The 13,030-nt window shown below is 71.2% G+C and carries 11 protein-coding genes; 3 read left to right on the top strand and 8 right to left on the bottom strand.

Features of this window, described 5'->3' with window-relative positions; all coding sequences use genetic code 11:
- Positions 1-154 precede the first annotated feature (154 nt).
- The 3 genes from FLW16_RS24990 to FLW16_RS24980 all read left to right on the top strand — a co-directional run bounded on the left by FLW16_RS24990 (position 155) and on the right by FLW16_RS24980 (position 5,321).
- The gene (locus FLW16_RS24990) at positions 155-1,189 is read left to right on the top strand and encodes a polysaccharide deacetylase family protein (protein ID WP_142562556.1); all 1,035 of its coding nucleotides are present in this window, start codon (positions 155-157) and stop codon (positions 1,187-1,189) included.
- Positions 1,190-1,349: 160 nt separating this feature from the next.
- Positions 1,350-1,955: a Uma2 family endonuclease gene (locus FLW16_RS24985; RefSeq protein WP_260615550.1), complete on the top strand. Its 606-nt coding sequence runs from the start codon at positions 1,350-1,352 to the stop codon at positions 1,953-1,955.
- A 186-nt stretch (positions 1,956-2,141) separates the two neighbouring features.
- The gene (locus FLW16_RS24980) at positions 2,142-5,321 is read left to right on the top strand and encodes a penicillin acylase family protein (protein ID WP_142562555.1); all 3,180 of its coding nucleotides are present in this window, start codon (positions 2,142-2,144) and stop codon (positions 5,319-5,321) included.
- An 11-nt stretch (positions 5,322-5,332) separates the two neighbouring features.
- Here FLW16_RS24980 and FLW16_RS24975 read toward each other — a convergent pair whose 3' ends face one another.
- The 8 genes from FLW16_RS24975 to infC form a co-directional block, all read right to left on the bottom strand.
- Positions 5,333-5,578: a hypothetical protein gene (locus tag FLW16_RS24975; RefSeq protein ID WP_142562554.1), complete on the bottom strand. Its 246-nt coding sequence runs from the start codon at positions 5,576-5,578 to the stop codon at positions 5,333-5,335.
- 77 nt (positions 5,579-5,655) lie between these two features.
- Positions 5,656-8,226, bottom strand: a complete 2,571-nt coding sequence (locus FLW16_RS24970; protein ID WP_142562553.1) for a phenylalanine--tRNA ligase subunit beta — start codon at positions 8,224-8,226, stop codon at positions 5,656-5,658.
- Positions 8,226-9,326, bottom strand: coding sequence for a phenylalanine--tRNA ligase subunit alpha (gene pheS / locus FLW16_RS24965; RefSeq protein WP_142562552.1), 1,101 nt, complete (start codon positions 9,324-9,326; stop codon positions 8,226-8,228). Before pheS ends, FLW16_RS24970 begins: the two co-directional genes overlap by 1 nt.
- A gap of 109 nt (positions 9,327-9,435) precedes the next feature.
- Positions 9,436-10,530 (bottom strand): ATP-binding protein, encoded by a 1,095-nt coding sequence (locus FLW16_RS24960; RefSeq protein WP_142562551.1) that lies wholly within the window; start codon positions 10,528-10,530, stop codon positions 9,436-9,438.
- A gap of 96 nt (positions 10,531-10,626) precedes the next feature.
- On the bottom strand, positions 10,627-11,460 hold the full coding sequence (locus tag FLW16_RS24955) for an RNA methyltransferase (protein WP_142562550.1): 834 nt from the start codon (positions 11,458-11,460) through the stop codon (positions 10,627-10,629).
- 70 nt (positions 11,461-11,530) lie between these two features.
- Entirely contained in the window at positions 11,531-11,911 is a 381-nt protein-coding gene (gene rplT, locus FLW16_RS24950) for a 50S ribosomal protein L20 (protein WP_139575007.1), read from the bottom strand.
- 22 nt (positions 11,912-11,933) lie between these two features.
- Positions 11,934-12,128, bottom strand: a complete 195-nt coding sequence (gene rpmI / locus FLW16_RS24945) for a 50S ribosomal protein L35 (protein WP_030504936.1) — start codon at positions 12,126-12,128, stop codon at positions 11,934-11,936.
- 141 nt (positions 12,129-12,269) lie between these two features.
- A complete protein-coding gene (infC, locus tag FLW16_RS24940; protein WP_363640473.1) occupies positions 12,270-12,878 on the bottom strand; it encodes a translation initiation factor IF-3 in 609 nt (202 codons plus the stop codon).
- Positions 12,879-13,030 lie beyond the last annotated feature (152 nt).

The following is a 13,030-nucleotide window of genomic DNA, read 5'->3' as shown; positions in this document are numbered from 1 at the left end:
TCATCGGCGTTTCGGCAGGCGAACGCACACTTGATCGGTTCATCCGAATGAAACATTTCTATCCCTACTTTGACATGTTTCAATCGCGCTTCCCAGAATGATGCCCCACCTGTCCCCCGACGCCCGATCAGGGTCCCCGACTGGAGGAGCAGACATGGTCGACAGCGCCGTACCCATCGGAAGACGTAAAGGCTTACGCACGACGATCGCCACCGCGATCGCGAGCGTCCTCACCGCCGCGCTCGCCGCCGTGGCCCTGTCGGCCGCGCCCGCGCAGGCGGCCGACTGCAGTGCCGGGTACGTCGGCCTGACCTACGACGACGGCCCCAACCCCAGCAACACGACGAACCTGTTGAACACATTGAAGGCCAACGGCCTGCGCGCCACCATGTTCAACATCGGGCAGAACGCCCAGAACAACCCCTCCCTGGTCAGGGCCCAGGTGGACGCGGGCATGTGGGTCGGCAACCACAGCTGGACCCACCCCCACCTCACCCAGATGAGCAGCTCCCAGATCCAGTCGGAACTGCAGCGCACCCAGCAGGCCATCCAGCAGGCCACAGGCTCGGCGCCGAAGCTGTTCCGCCCGCCGTACGGCGAGACCAACTCCACGCTCAAGTCCGTCGAGCAGCAGCTCGGCCTCAAGGAGATCATCTGGGACGTCGACTCCCAGGACTGGAACGGCGCCAGCACCGCCCAGATCGTGCAGGCCGCGAGCCGCCTGCAGAACGGCCAGATCATCCTCATGCACGACCAGTACGCGACGACGGTCCAGGCGATTTCGCAGATCGCGGCGAACCTCCGCAGCCGCAACCTGTGCGCCGGCATGATCTCGCCGTCCACCGGCCGCGCGGTCGCCCCCGACGGCGGCAGCGGGGGCCCGACCGGCCAGCCGACCGTCACGCCCACGAACCCCGGCGGCGGCAGCTGCACCGCGACGCTGTCCGCGGGTCAGCAGTGGAGCGACCGGTACAACCTCAACGTCTCGGTCAGCGGCTCCAGCAACTGGACCGTGACGATGACCGTCCCCTCTCCCGCCAAGATCATCTCCACCTGGAACATCAGCGCCAGTTATCCCAGCGCCCAGGTGCTGACCGCGAAGCCCAACGGCAGCGGCAACAACTGGGGCGTGACCATCCAGCACAACGGCAACTGGACCTGGCCGTCTGTCTCCTGCCAGGTCGGCTGACCTTCATGCCGGGGTGCGGCGCTCTTCCGGGGGAGCGCCGCACCCCTATGCGGAATGACCGCCCCCACGTGGCATCCCCGCAGCCACCTGCACGCCACCTCACCACGAACCCTGCGGCGAACAGCATCACGCACCGCCCATACGCCGCTACGGTGAGCGCATGACGGCAGGCACTCGCGGCGAAATGGATGAGGCGCCGCAGCAGCTTCCGGGCTGGGCCATCCCTCCTTCGGAGGGCTTCACGGCCGCCGACCTCGACCGCCTGCCGGTACCTGCCCACACTCAGCTCATCGACGGCGGCCTCGTCTTCCGTAGCCCCCAGAGCGCGTTCCATACGTGCGCGAGCTATCTGATTGTGGAGGGACTGCGCCGTCACCTGCCCGGACACTTGCGCGTGCGCCGGGAGATGAGCGTGATTCTCGGCCTGCGCCAGCGGCCCGAGCCCGACGTGTGTGTCATCCGGGCGGAGGCGGATCGCGCGCCGGACCAGACGGCGTACGAGGCGAGTGACGTGCTCTTGGTCGTCGAGGTCGTCTCGCCGGACTCGGAGGAGCGGGACCGCAAGCGCAAGCCGCAGCTCTACGCGGAGGCGGGGATCGCCCACTTCTGGCGGATCGAGAACCAGTCCGGGCGGCCCACGGTCTACGTCTACGAACTCGACCCGGCAACCACGTCGTACGCGCTGACCGGGATCCACCACGACCGGCTCAAGCTGTCGGTGCCCTTCGAGATCGACATCGACCTCACCGAGATCGACGCTCTCTGACCTTCGCCTTCACGAAACCGGCGGCAGAGCGGACGCGGGACCGCCGCCGCCGGCGAGGAATCACCCATTGCTCCTCTGGTTACCCGCGCGTATCGTCCGGAGTTGAGCACCACTCACATTCACGCGCGTGAACAGCACGAACCTCGGTCCCTTCACCCCCCCGACACCGCGAAGGGAAGTTCCCCCATGCACGCGCGCCTTCGACGGGCGATCACCGCTGCCGCCGCGCTGGCCCTCGTCGCCGTCGGCCTGCCGGCGGCGCCGGCCGCCGCGGCCCCCTACTACCCGCCCGACGACTACTGCCTCGGCCAGTGCGCGGACGTCCTGCCGCCCGGCCAGAACGGCAACGCCACGCTCGTGGACATCCTGGGCAACCAGACCCTCGGCACGTACCCGGCCCACAGCAAGGACCAGCTCGGCAAGTACGCCGACCTGATCTCGGGCTACCCCGGCCTGACCGACGAGCAGATCTCCGCGTTCTTCAACGACAGCGCGTTCGGCGTGCCGGCGAACCAGGTCGACAGCACGGTCAGCCCGCGCTCGGACGTCACCATCGTCCGCGACAAGGCGACCGGCGTCCCGCACGTCACCGGCACCACCCGCGAGGGCACCATGTTCGGCGCCGGATACGCGGGCGCGCAGGACCGCCTGTGGTTGATGGACCTCATGCGCCACGTCGGCCGGGGCGAGCTGACCCCCTTCGCCGGTGGCGCGGCCGGCAACAGGGAGCTGGAGCAGAGCGTCTGGCGCAACTCCCCCTACACCGAGGCCGACCTCCAGGCCCAGATCGACCGGTTGAAGACGGCCGGGACCCGGGGCGCCCAGCTCTACGCGGACGTGCAGAACTACATCGCCGGGATCAACGCGTACATCGACCACTGCATGGCCAACCGCGACTGCCCGGGTGAGTACGTGCTCACCGGCCACCTCGACGCGATCACGAACAAGGGCGGCCCGGAGGACTTCCGGATGACGGACCTGATCGCGATCTCCGGCGTGATCGGCGGTCTGTTCGGCGGTGGCGGCGGCGCCGAGATGCAGTCCGCCCTCGTACGCGTGGCCGCGCGGGCGAAGTACGGCGCCGCCGAGGGCGACCGGGTGTGGGCGGCCCTCCGCTCGCAGAACGACCCGGAGACCGTGCTGACCCTGCACAGCGGGCAGAGCTTCCCCTTCGGGGCGGCCCCGGCCGGCGCGACCGGAGTGGTGCTGCCCGACGCGGGCACGACCGCGCCGGTCGACATCACGGCCAACGAGACCGGCACCGCGACGTCCGCGACCACGCAGGTCAAGAGCGCGCTGACCGGGCTCACGGTGGACAACTCCAAGCCGGAGATGTCCAACGCCATCGTGGTCTCGGCCGCCAAGGCGACCGGTGGTCACCCGATCGCGGTGTTCGGCCCGCAGACCGGCTATTTCGCGCCGCAGCTGCTCATGCTGGAGGAGCTGTCCGGGCCCGGCATCCGGGCGCGCGGCGCGGCCTTCGCCGGGCTCAACCTCTACGTGCTGCTCGGACGCGGCACCGACTACGCCTGGAGCGCCACCTCCGCCGCCGAGGACATCACCGATACGTACGCCGTGACGCTGTGCGACCCGAACGGCGGCACGCCCACGATCTCCAGCGACCACTACCTCTACCACGGCGTCTGCACGCCGATGGAGACGCTGAAGAAGACCAACTCCTGGAAGCCCAACACGGCCGACTCCACCGCCGCCGGGTCGTACGACCTGGTCGTCAAGCGGACCAAGTACGGCCTGGTCACCTGGCGGGGCACGGCCGGCGGCGTGCCGACGGCGTTCACCGCGCTGCGCTCGACCTATCAGCACGAGGCGGACTCCGCGATCGGCTTCCAGATGTTCAACGACCCGGCGGAGATGGGCTCGGCGGCGGCGTTCCGCAACTCGGCTTCCTCCATCGGCTTCGCGTTCAACTGGTTCTACGTGAACTCCGCCGACGCGGCGTACTTCATGTCCGGCAACGTCCCCGTGCGGTCGGCGGTGTCCGATCCGAACCTGCCCATGGCGGGTGACGCCGCGCACGAGTGGAGCGGCTTCGACCCTGCGGTCAACACGGCGTCCTACGTCCCGCCCTCGGCCCACCCCCAGGCGGACAACCAGGACTACTTCGTGAGCTGGAACAACAAGCAGGCCAAGGACTTCGGCGCGGCCGACGGCAACTTCAGCTTCGGCCCGGTCCACCGGGCCGACCTGCTCGACGCGCCGGTCAAGGCGGCCCTGTCCTCGGGCACCCTCGACCGCGCCGGGGTCGTGAAGATCATGGCGTCGGCCGCGACGACCGACCTGCGCGGGTGGAAGGTGCTGCCCAAGCTGCTGCGCGTGATCAACAGCGCCTCCGTCTCCGACTCCGCCCTGGTCTCGGCCGTCTCCAAGCTGTCCGCCTGGGCCGCCGCGGGCGCCAAGCGGGAGGAGACCGCCAAGGGCAGCAAGACCTACGCGCATGCCGACGCCATCCGGATCTTCGACGCGTGGTGGCCGAAGCTGGTGCGGGCGCAGTTCCGGCCCGGGCTGGGCGACGGGCTCTACCAGTCGCTGGTCAACGCGCTGCAGATCAACGAGTCGCCGTCCGGGCACCAGCAGGGCGACGTCTCCTCACTGCCCGGCTCGGCCAACGAGGCCCAGGCCCACAAGGGTTCGTCGTTCCAGTACGGCTGGTGGGGCTACGTGGACAAGGACATCCGGGCCGTGCTGGGCGACCCGGTGGCCGCTCCCCTGCCGGCGAAGTACTGCGGGGCGACCGTGGCGGCCTGCCGTACGGTCCTGCTGGACAGCCTGTCGGCGGCGCTTGCCGAGCCTGCGGCGACGACCTACCCGGGTGACGACTCCTGCTCGGCGGGCGACCAATGGTGCGCCGACGCCGTCCGGCAGTCGCCGCTCGGGGGCGTCAAGCACTCGCTGATCTCCTGGCAGAACCGGCCGACCTACCAGCAGGTCGTCTCGTTCCCGGCGCACCGCGGAGACGACGTGACCGATCTCGCCCTGGGCCGTACGGCGAGCGCGTCCAGCACCCAGGGCTCCAACAGCCCGGGGAAGGCCGTCGACGGGGACCCGGCCAGCCGGTGGGCCAGCGGCTGGAGCGACAACCAGTACGTCCAGGTCGATCTCGGGTCGGCGAAGACCGTGGGACGGGTGATCCTGCGCTGGGAGACGGCCTACGGCTCGTCGTACCGGATCCAGACCTCGCAGGACGGCACCGCGTGGACCACCGTCGCGCAGACGACCACGGGCGACGGCGGCGTGGACAACGTCGCGTTCGCGCCGGTCGGCGCGAGGTACGTGCGGATGCAGGGCGTCAAGCGCGCCACCGGCTACGGCTACTCGCTGTACTCCTTTGAGGTGTACGGCAAGTAGTAGGACGACGGTCAGCCTGGCTCGCGCCAGCCCTCGCCCTCCTCGGCGAGGGCGTCGAGCCGGGCGAGGTCGGCCGGGCCGAGGGCGCCGTCCGGGTCGTCCACGACGACCACCCACTGAGCGTCCTCGGCGTCGTCCTCGCCCGCGAGCAACTCACGGACGACGCCGGGAACGCCCAGTGCAGGGAACAGCTCGGCCACGCTCTCCGCGGACTCCTCCGCGTTGTCCCGCTCGGGGAAAACCAGCAGGTGACGCACCGCTCCTCCGGGAAAACGACCGCGGGTGCCGGCACGGCTCATACGCGCCGTGCCGGCACCCGCTCAGGCGATCATGCTCAGGCGCCGCGGAGCTGGGCTCCGGTGCGCTCGCCGGCGAGGGCGACGGCGGCGTCGCGCGCCGCCGTGGTCTCCTCGACCGTGAGCGTACGGTCGAGCGCCCGGAACCGCAGCGTGTAGGCCAGGGACTTGTTGCCCTCGCCCACCTGCGGGCCGGTGTAGACGTCGAACAGCCTGATCGACTCCAGCAGCTCGCCCGCCCCGGCCCGGAGGGCGGCCTCGACCTCGGCGACCGGGGTGGAGGCGGCGACGGTCAGCGCGACGTCCTGCGTGGCCACCGGGTAGGCGGACACGGCGGGCGTCTGCACCGGCCCGTCGGGGCTGAGCAGCGACAGCTCCAGCTCCATCGCGCAGGTGCGCGGCGGCAGCCCGTAGGCCTCGACGACCCTGGGGTGCAGCTCGCCGGCGTGACCGACCAGCACCGGCTCGCCGGTCTCCTCGTCGGTGACGGTCAGCGCGGCGCACCGTCCGGGGTGCCACGGCTCGTGCTGGTCGGCCCGGACGCCGAGCTCCACGCCCGCCGCCCGCGCGACCGTGCGGGCCGCCTCGACGGCGTCCGCCCAGGACGCCTCCCGGCCCTCGCCCCACCAGCCGGAGCGCTCGAACTCACCCGCCAGCACCACGGCCACCCGGAGCGGCTGCCTCGGCAGCGCCGTCTCGATCGCCGCCAGCTCCTCCTCCGTGGGCCTGCGGTCGACCGGGAGCACCGGCGCCGTCGCCGGGGCCTGCGGCTCGGGCCGGTAGACCAGCCCGGACTCGAACAGCGCCACGTCGGCGAAGCCGCGGCCCACGTTGCGCACCAGGGTCTTCAGCAGGCCCGGCAGCAGCGTGGTCCGCATGTACGGCTCGTCCTCGCTGAGCGGGTTGACCAGCCGGGTCGCCCGCCTGCGGGGGTCCTGCTCGGACAGCAGCAGGTTGTCGAGGTCGCGCGGCCCCATGAACGGGTAGGCGAGCACCTCCACGTATCCCGCGTGGGCCAGGGCGCGGCCCACCCGGCGGCGCAGCCGCTGCGCCTCGGTCAGCCCGCCCCCGGCCGGAGCGGGCGGCAGCACCGACGGGATGCGGTCGTACCCCTCCAGCCGGATGACCTCCTCCGCGAGGTCGTTCGGGTCGGTCAGGTCGGGGCGCCACGTCGGCGGCGTGACCGTGATCAGGTCGTCGCCGTGGACGGCCAGCCGGTCGGCGAGGTCGCCGGAGGCGAGCACGCCGGTGGCCGCGACGCCGTGCCCGGCCGTGGCGGCGGGGGCGGCGCCCTCCGTCACCACGCAGCCGATCTGCTCCAGCCGCCGGATCACGCTCTCCCGCTCGTACGTCACGCCCGCCACCCGGCTGGGGTGGTCGGCCGGGATGGTGATCCGCACCGGCGAGACCTCCACCTGGGCGTGGGTCACTCCGGGATCGGCGACGGCCCCGCCCAGCTCGACCAGGAGCTGGACGGCTCGCCACGACGCGGCCAGGGGCAGCTCGCGGTCGACGCCGCGCTCGAACCGCTTGGACGCCTCGCTCACGAGGTTGTGCCGCCGCGACTCGCGGGCGATGCCGGTGGCGGAGAAGTGCGCGGCCTCGATGACGATGTCGGTCGAGGTCTCGGAGATCTCCGTGTGCAGGCCGCCCATCGTGCCGGCCATCGAGATCGGGCCCGAGTCGTCGGCGATGAGGATGTCCTCCTCATGGAGCGTGCGCACCACGTGGTCGAGCGTCTCCAGAGTCTCCCCCCGCCGGGCCCGCCGTACGACGATCGGGCCGGACAGGCGCGACCGGTCGAAGGTGTGCAGGGGCTGGCCGAGCTCCAGCATCACGTAGTTGGCGATGTCGACGGCCAGCGAGACCGAGCGCATGCCGGCGCGGGCCAGCCGCACCCGCATCCACAGCGGGGACTCGGCGGCGGGGTCGAAGCCGGTGACCGCGCGCAGCACGAACCGGTCGCAGGCGGTGGGGTCGGCGATCGACGCGGGCCAGGACTCGCCGCCGCCGGACTCCGCCTCGGTCGCGGCCGGGTCGCGGAACGGCACGCCGAACGCGATGGCCGCCTCACGGGCGACACCGCGGATCGACAGGGCGTAGCCGCGGTCGGTCGCGACCTCCAGTTCGAGCACGTCGTCACGCAGGCCGAGCAGCTCGACCACGTCGGCGCCGATCGGGGTGTCCTGCGGCAGCACCAGGATGCCCGGGGAGGAGTCGGCGATGCCGAGCTCGGCCTCCGAGCAGATCATGCCGTCGGACAGGCGCCCGTAGGTCTTGCGGGAGCCGATCTCGAAGCCGCCGGGAAGCACCGAGCCGGGCAGCGCGACCGGGACCACGGCGCCCTCGGAGAAGTTCGTCGCGCCGCACACGATCTCGCGCGGCGTCGCCTCCCCCACCTCGACCTTGCAGTGCCGGATGGGCTTCTTGAACCCGGTCAGCTCCTCGAACTCGAGGACCCGGCCGACCACGACGTTCTTGATCTCGTGGCCGTGCGAGTGGATGGCCTCAAGCTTGAGGCCGGCGGCGGTGAGCCGGTCGGCCACCTCCTGGGCGGTGACCGCGGGGAGATCGACGTACTCCCGCAGCCATGAAAGCGGGACCTTCATCAGACCTCCATCCCGAACGGCAGGGTGAACCGGATGTCGCCCTCGACCATGTCACGCATGTCCTCGGCGTTGTGGCGGAACATCAGCGTCCGCTCCACGCCCATGCCGAAGGCGAATCCCGAGTAGACGGCGGGGTCGACGCCGCAGGCGAGCAGCACGCGCGGGTTGACCATGCCGCAGCCGCCCCACTCGATCCAGCCCTCCGACTTGCAGGTGCGGCAGGGCGGGTTGCCCGGCACCGCCGAGGAGCCGCGGCAGACGAAGCAGCGCAGGTCGAGCTCGGCCGACGGCTCGGTGAACGGGAAGTAGTGCGGCCGGAAGCGGGTGGTGATCCCCGGGCCGAACATCACCTCGGCGAACCGGTCGAGCGTGCCCTTCAGGTGGGCCATCGTCAGCCCCTTGTCGACCGCCAGGCCCTCGACCTGGTGGAAGACCGGCGTGTGCGTGGCGTCCAGCTCGTCGGTGCGGAAGGTCTTGCCCGGCGACACCACGTACACCGGCAGCGGGCGCGACAGCAGAGCCCTGATCTGCACCGGCGAGGTCTGGGTGCGCAGCACCTTCCCGGAGTCGACGCTCTCCACGAAGAACGTGTCGTGGTCGGACCTGGCCGGGTGGTCGGGGGCGATGTTCAGCGCGTCGAAGTTGAACCACTCGCCTTCGAGCTCGGGCCCCTCCGCCACCTCGTAACCCATCGCGACGAACGCGTCGGCGATGCGCTCCTGCAGGGTGGTCAGCGGGTGCCGGGCGCCGCGCGGCGCGCGGTCCCAGGGCAGCGTGACGTCGACCGTCTCCTCGATGAGGACCCGTGCGTCCCGCTCGGCCTCCAGCTCGGCCTGGCGCGCGGCGAGCGCCTCGCCGATCGCCTTGCGCGCCGCGCCGATCCGCTTGCCCGCCTCGGCGCGCGCGGCGGGCGGCAGTGCGCCGATCTCACGGTTCGCCAGCGCGATGGGCGAGCGGTCGCCCACGTGCGTCAGCCTGGCCTGCTTCAGATCGTCGAGGTCGCGCGCCGCGGCGATCGCGGCGAGAGCGTCGGCCTGCGCCCGCGCGACCTCGTCGGCGTGCAGCGGCGTCACCTCGACCGGGTCATAGGTGTTCGACAAGAGAGAGCTCCGTATCCAGGGGCCTGCGAGCGCCCTGCGCTCAGCGTGGTCAGTTTAGTCCGATCAGCCCACCGGGCCGTCCTCCGCGCGATCGGCCTGTGGAAAAGGCTCAGGCGAAGTCAGGGGTGCCGGTGGGCAAGGTAAATCGGAACTCCGCGCCGCCGCCGGGCGCGCGCTGCACGCTGATGGTGCCGCCGTGGGCCTCGACGAGGCCCTTGACGATGAACAGGCCGAGGCCGGTCCCCCCGCGGCGGCGGCCGTTGCCCCGCCAGAACTGGCGGAAGACGCGGCCGACCAGCTCGGGCGCCACGCCCTCACCCTGGTCCCGCACCGACACCGCCACACCCCATTCGACCGGCTCCACCACTATGGTCACCGTACCGCGTCCGTGGCGCACCGCGTTTTCCACCAGGTTCGCGAGAACCTGGTCAATCTTGTCCTGGTCGAGCCACATCTCCGGCAGCTCGCCGAGGACCTCCAGCCGGAAGCGGTCCTCCGGCTCCCCCGCCGCCACCCGGCCCGCGATGATCCTGCGAGCCCGGGCCGGCACATCCACGATCTGGCGGTGGATCTCCACCCTGCCCGACTCGATGCGCGAGACGTCGAGCAGTTCGGTGATCAGCCGCGTCACCCGGTCGGCGTCCGCGTTGACCGTCTCCAGCATGACGCGCTTCTGGGCGTCGGTGAAGCGCTCCCACTTGGCCAGCAGCGTCGCGGTGAACCCCTTGACGCTGGTCAGCGGCGAGCGCAGCTCATGGGCCACGGTCGAGACCAGGTCGGCGCGGCTGCGCTCGATCCGGGCGCGCGCCGAGGCGTCCCGCAGCGTGATCACGACCCGCTCCACGCGCCCGCCGCGCGGCGGCGTGCGGACGAAGCGCGCGGCGACGAGCATCTCCTGGCGGCCGGGCAGGTGCAGCGGCCGTTCCGGCTGGCGGCTGCGGATGGACAGCCCGCCCTGCGGGTCGAGCCATTTCCACCAGTCGCGGCCGTCCTGGTCGCGCATCGGCAGCACGTCGCCGATGAGCCTGCCCACCGCCGCCTCGCGGGTCACCCCGGTCAGCCGCTCGGCGGCCCGGTTGACCATCAGGATCACGCCGTCGGCGTCGGTGGCCACGAGGCCGTCGGGAAGGTCGTCGACGTCGATGCGCGCCCGCCCTCCGGCGTCCCCCTCAAGGGCGCCGCCGGGGGTGTCGTCACCTCGCACGAGACCGCCTCCTCGAGCTCCGGAACTGCGCACGCCGCCGCGTCCTGCGCGACTCCTTCGCCGACAATAGCGGGTTTCCCGGGCTCGGCAGCAGCCTCAGAGCGCGGGGGTAGTGGGATCTTCCACGGAATGTAAGGTCTGCCGCTGAGCGCGCGCGGAGCCGTACAGGCAGACCGCTGCCGCGGTGGCGAGATTCAGGCTCTCCGCCCGCCCGTAGATCGGGACGCGCACCACCTCGTCGGCCAGCGCGAGGAGCTCGGGCGGCAGGCCCCACGCCTCGTTGCCGAACAGCCAGGCGGTGGGCACGTCCAGCGCGACCTCGTCGAGCGTCCGGGTGCCCGCGCCGTCGGCCGCGAGCACGCGCAGCCCCGCCTCCCGCGCGTGCCGTACGGCGTCCGCCACGGGAGTGCCGGTCACGACCGGCAGGTGGAACAGGCTGCCCGCGCTGGCCCGTACGCACTTGCCGTTGTACGGGTCCACCGACGCGTCGGTGAACACCACCGAGTCGGCGCCCGCGGCGTCGGCCGTACGCAGGACCGTGCCCGCGTTGCCGGGATCGCGCACGTGGGCGAGGATCGCCACCAGCCGGGCCCCCCGCGGCACCGCCTCGGCCAGCGGGACGTGCACGAACCTGCACACGGCCAGCAGGCCCTGCGGGGTGACCGTCTGGGTCAGCTCCGACATGACCTCGCCGCTCGCGCGGTGGACCGGGACGCCCGCCGCGAGGGCGGCGGCCACGATGTCGGCGTGCCGCGTCTCCGCCTCGACCGTCGTGAACAGTTCGGCCGTGACGTCCTTGAGCGCGAGGGCCTCGCGGACCGCCTGCGGCCCTTCCGCCAGGAACGCCCGGTCACGGTCCCGGAAAGCCCGCTTGGTCAGCCTGCGGGCCGCCTTGACGCGCGGCGACTTGATGTTGGTGAGCTCCGCCATGCCCGCTTGTCCCCCTCGACGTGAAATGAGGGCCCGCCGCAGGCGGCGGGCCCTCGTCTTTGCGCAGGTGTCAGGCGACCGGCGCGTTCACGTCGGACGGGAGCGCCTTCCTGGCGGACTCGACCAGCGTGGCGAAGGTCTGCGTGTCGTTCACCGCGAGGTCCGCGAGGATCTTGCGGTCCACCTCGATGCCGGCCAGGCGCAGGCCCTGGATGAACCGGTTGTAGGTGATGCCGTTCGCGCGGGCGGCGGCGTTGATCCGCTGGATCCACAGCCGGCGGAACGTGCCCTTCTTGTCCTTGCGGTCCCGGTACGCATAGGTCATCGAGTGGAGCATCTGCTCCTTGGCCTTGCGGTAGAGCCGCGACCGCTGCCCGCGGTAACCGCTCGCCCGCTCGAGAACGACCCGGCGCTTCTTCTTGGCGTTGAGCGCCCGCTTCACGCGTGCCATGTTGTTCTATCTCCCCGGGTCGTTACTTCGCGAGCAGCTTCTTGATCTTCTTGGTGTCGGCGTCGGACATGACGACGACACCCTCGAGACGGCGCGTGCGAGTGGACGGCTTGTGCTCGAACAGGTGCTGCCGGTTGGCGCGGCGGCGGACAACCTTGCCGGATCCGGTGAGCCGGAACCGCTTCTTCGCACCGCTGTGCGTCTTCATCTTCGGCATCTCAGCCGTCTCTCCTCTTTCGTCCGTGCCGACGGCCCAGGCCGGTAGCCCGGGCCGGCGGCATGCCTTACTCCGCGAGACCGCCCCGGTCTCGGTTTCCGTGTACGTCTGCGGCGCCCCGCCTGGTGGTTCAGGCGGGCGTCACTGCGGCTGCGCGGCCTGCTCCTCGGCGGGCTCCGCCTCCGGCTGGCCGGCGTCGCGGGCCTTCGCGGCGGCCTTCTCGGCCTTCGCTTCGGCCTTCTTCTTGTGCGGCCCGATCACCATGATCATGTTGCGGCCGTCCTGCTTCGGCTGCGACTCGACGAACCCCAGGTCGGTGACGTCCTCGGCGAGGCGCTGCAGGAGCCGGAAGCCCAGTTCCGGCCGGGACTGCTCGCGACCCCGGAACATGATCGTGACCTTGACCTTGTCTCCCGCCTTCAGGAAGCGCACGACGTGACCCTTCTTGGTCTCGTAGTCGTGCGGGTCGATCTTCGGCCGGAGCTTGATCTCTTTGATGATCGTGTGCGCCTGGTTGCGGCGGGCCTCGCGCGCCTTCATGGCCGACTCGTACTTGAACTTGCCGTAGTCCATGAGCTTGCAGACGGGCGGGCGGGCCGTGGCCGCGACCTCCACCAGGTCGAGATCGCTCTCCTGCGCCAGCTTCAGTGCGTCGCCGATGGAGACGATGCCGACCTGTTCGCCGTTCGGGCCGACGAGGCGCACCTCGGGCACGCGAATACGGTCGTTGATGCGGGGCTCGGTGCTGATGGGACCTCCAAAAGACTTCCGCTTGTCTCGACCGTGCGGAGCAAAAACAAAACCCCGCACGTCACGCATGCGGGGTCACTGAGCTCTCCTGCCGAAAACTCCGGTGTGATCCTGGACCCGTCCGCCTTTCGGCGGATCAGGTGGGAGGAGGA

Source organism: Microbispora sp. KK1-11, from assembly GCF_006874435.1.
GTDB lineage: Bacteria > Actinomycetota > Actinomycetes > Streptosporangiales > Streptosporangiaceae > Microbispora > Microbispora catharanthi.
The sequence above is the reverse complement of the archived record's forward strand: the minus strand, read 5'-3'. Positions and strand labels throughout refer to the sequence as shown.

Bases quoted from the DNA above. Each gene is read 5' to 3' on its own strand.
- FLW16_RS24990 (WP_142562556.1), top strand. From the start codon at position 155: ATGGTCGACAGCGCCGTACCCATCGGAAGACGTAAAGGCTTACGCACG.
- FLW16_RS24985 (WP_260615550.1), top strand. From the start codon at position 1,350: ATGACGGCAGGCACTCGCGGCGAAATGGATGAGGCGCCGCAGCAGCTT.
- FLW16_RS24980 (WP_142562555.1), top strand. From the start codon at position 2,142: ATGCACGCGCGCCTTCGACGGGCGATCACCGCTGCCGCCGCGCTGGCC.
- FLW16_RS24970 (WP_142562553.1), bottom strand. From the start codon at position 8,226: ATGAAGGTCCCGCTTTCATGGCTGCGGGAGTACGTCGATCTCCCCGCG.
- FLW16_RS24955 (WP_142562550.1), bottom strand. From the start codon at position 11,460: ATGGCGGAGCTCACCAACATCAAGTCGCCGCGCGTCAAGGCGGCCCGC.
- rplT (WP_139575007.1), bottom strand. From the start codon at position 11,911: ATGGCACGCGTGAAGCGGGCGCTCAACGCCAAGAAGAAGCGCCGGGTC.
- rpmI (WP_030504936.1), bottom strand. From the start codon at position 12,128: ATGCCGAAGATGAAGACGCACAGCGGTGCGAAGAAGCGGTTCCGGCTC.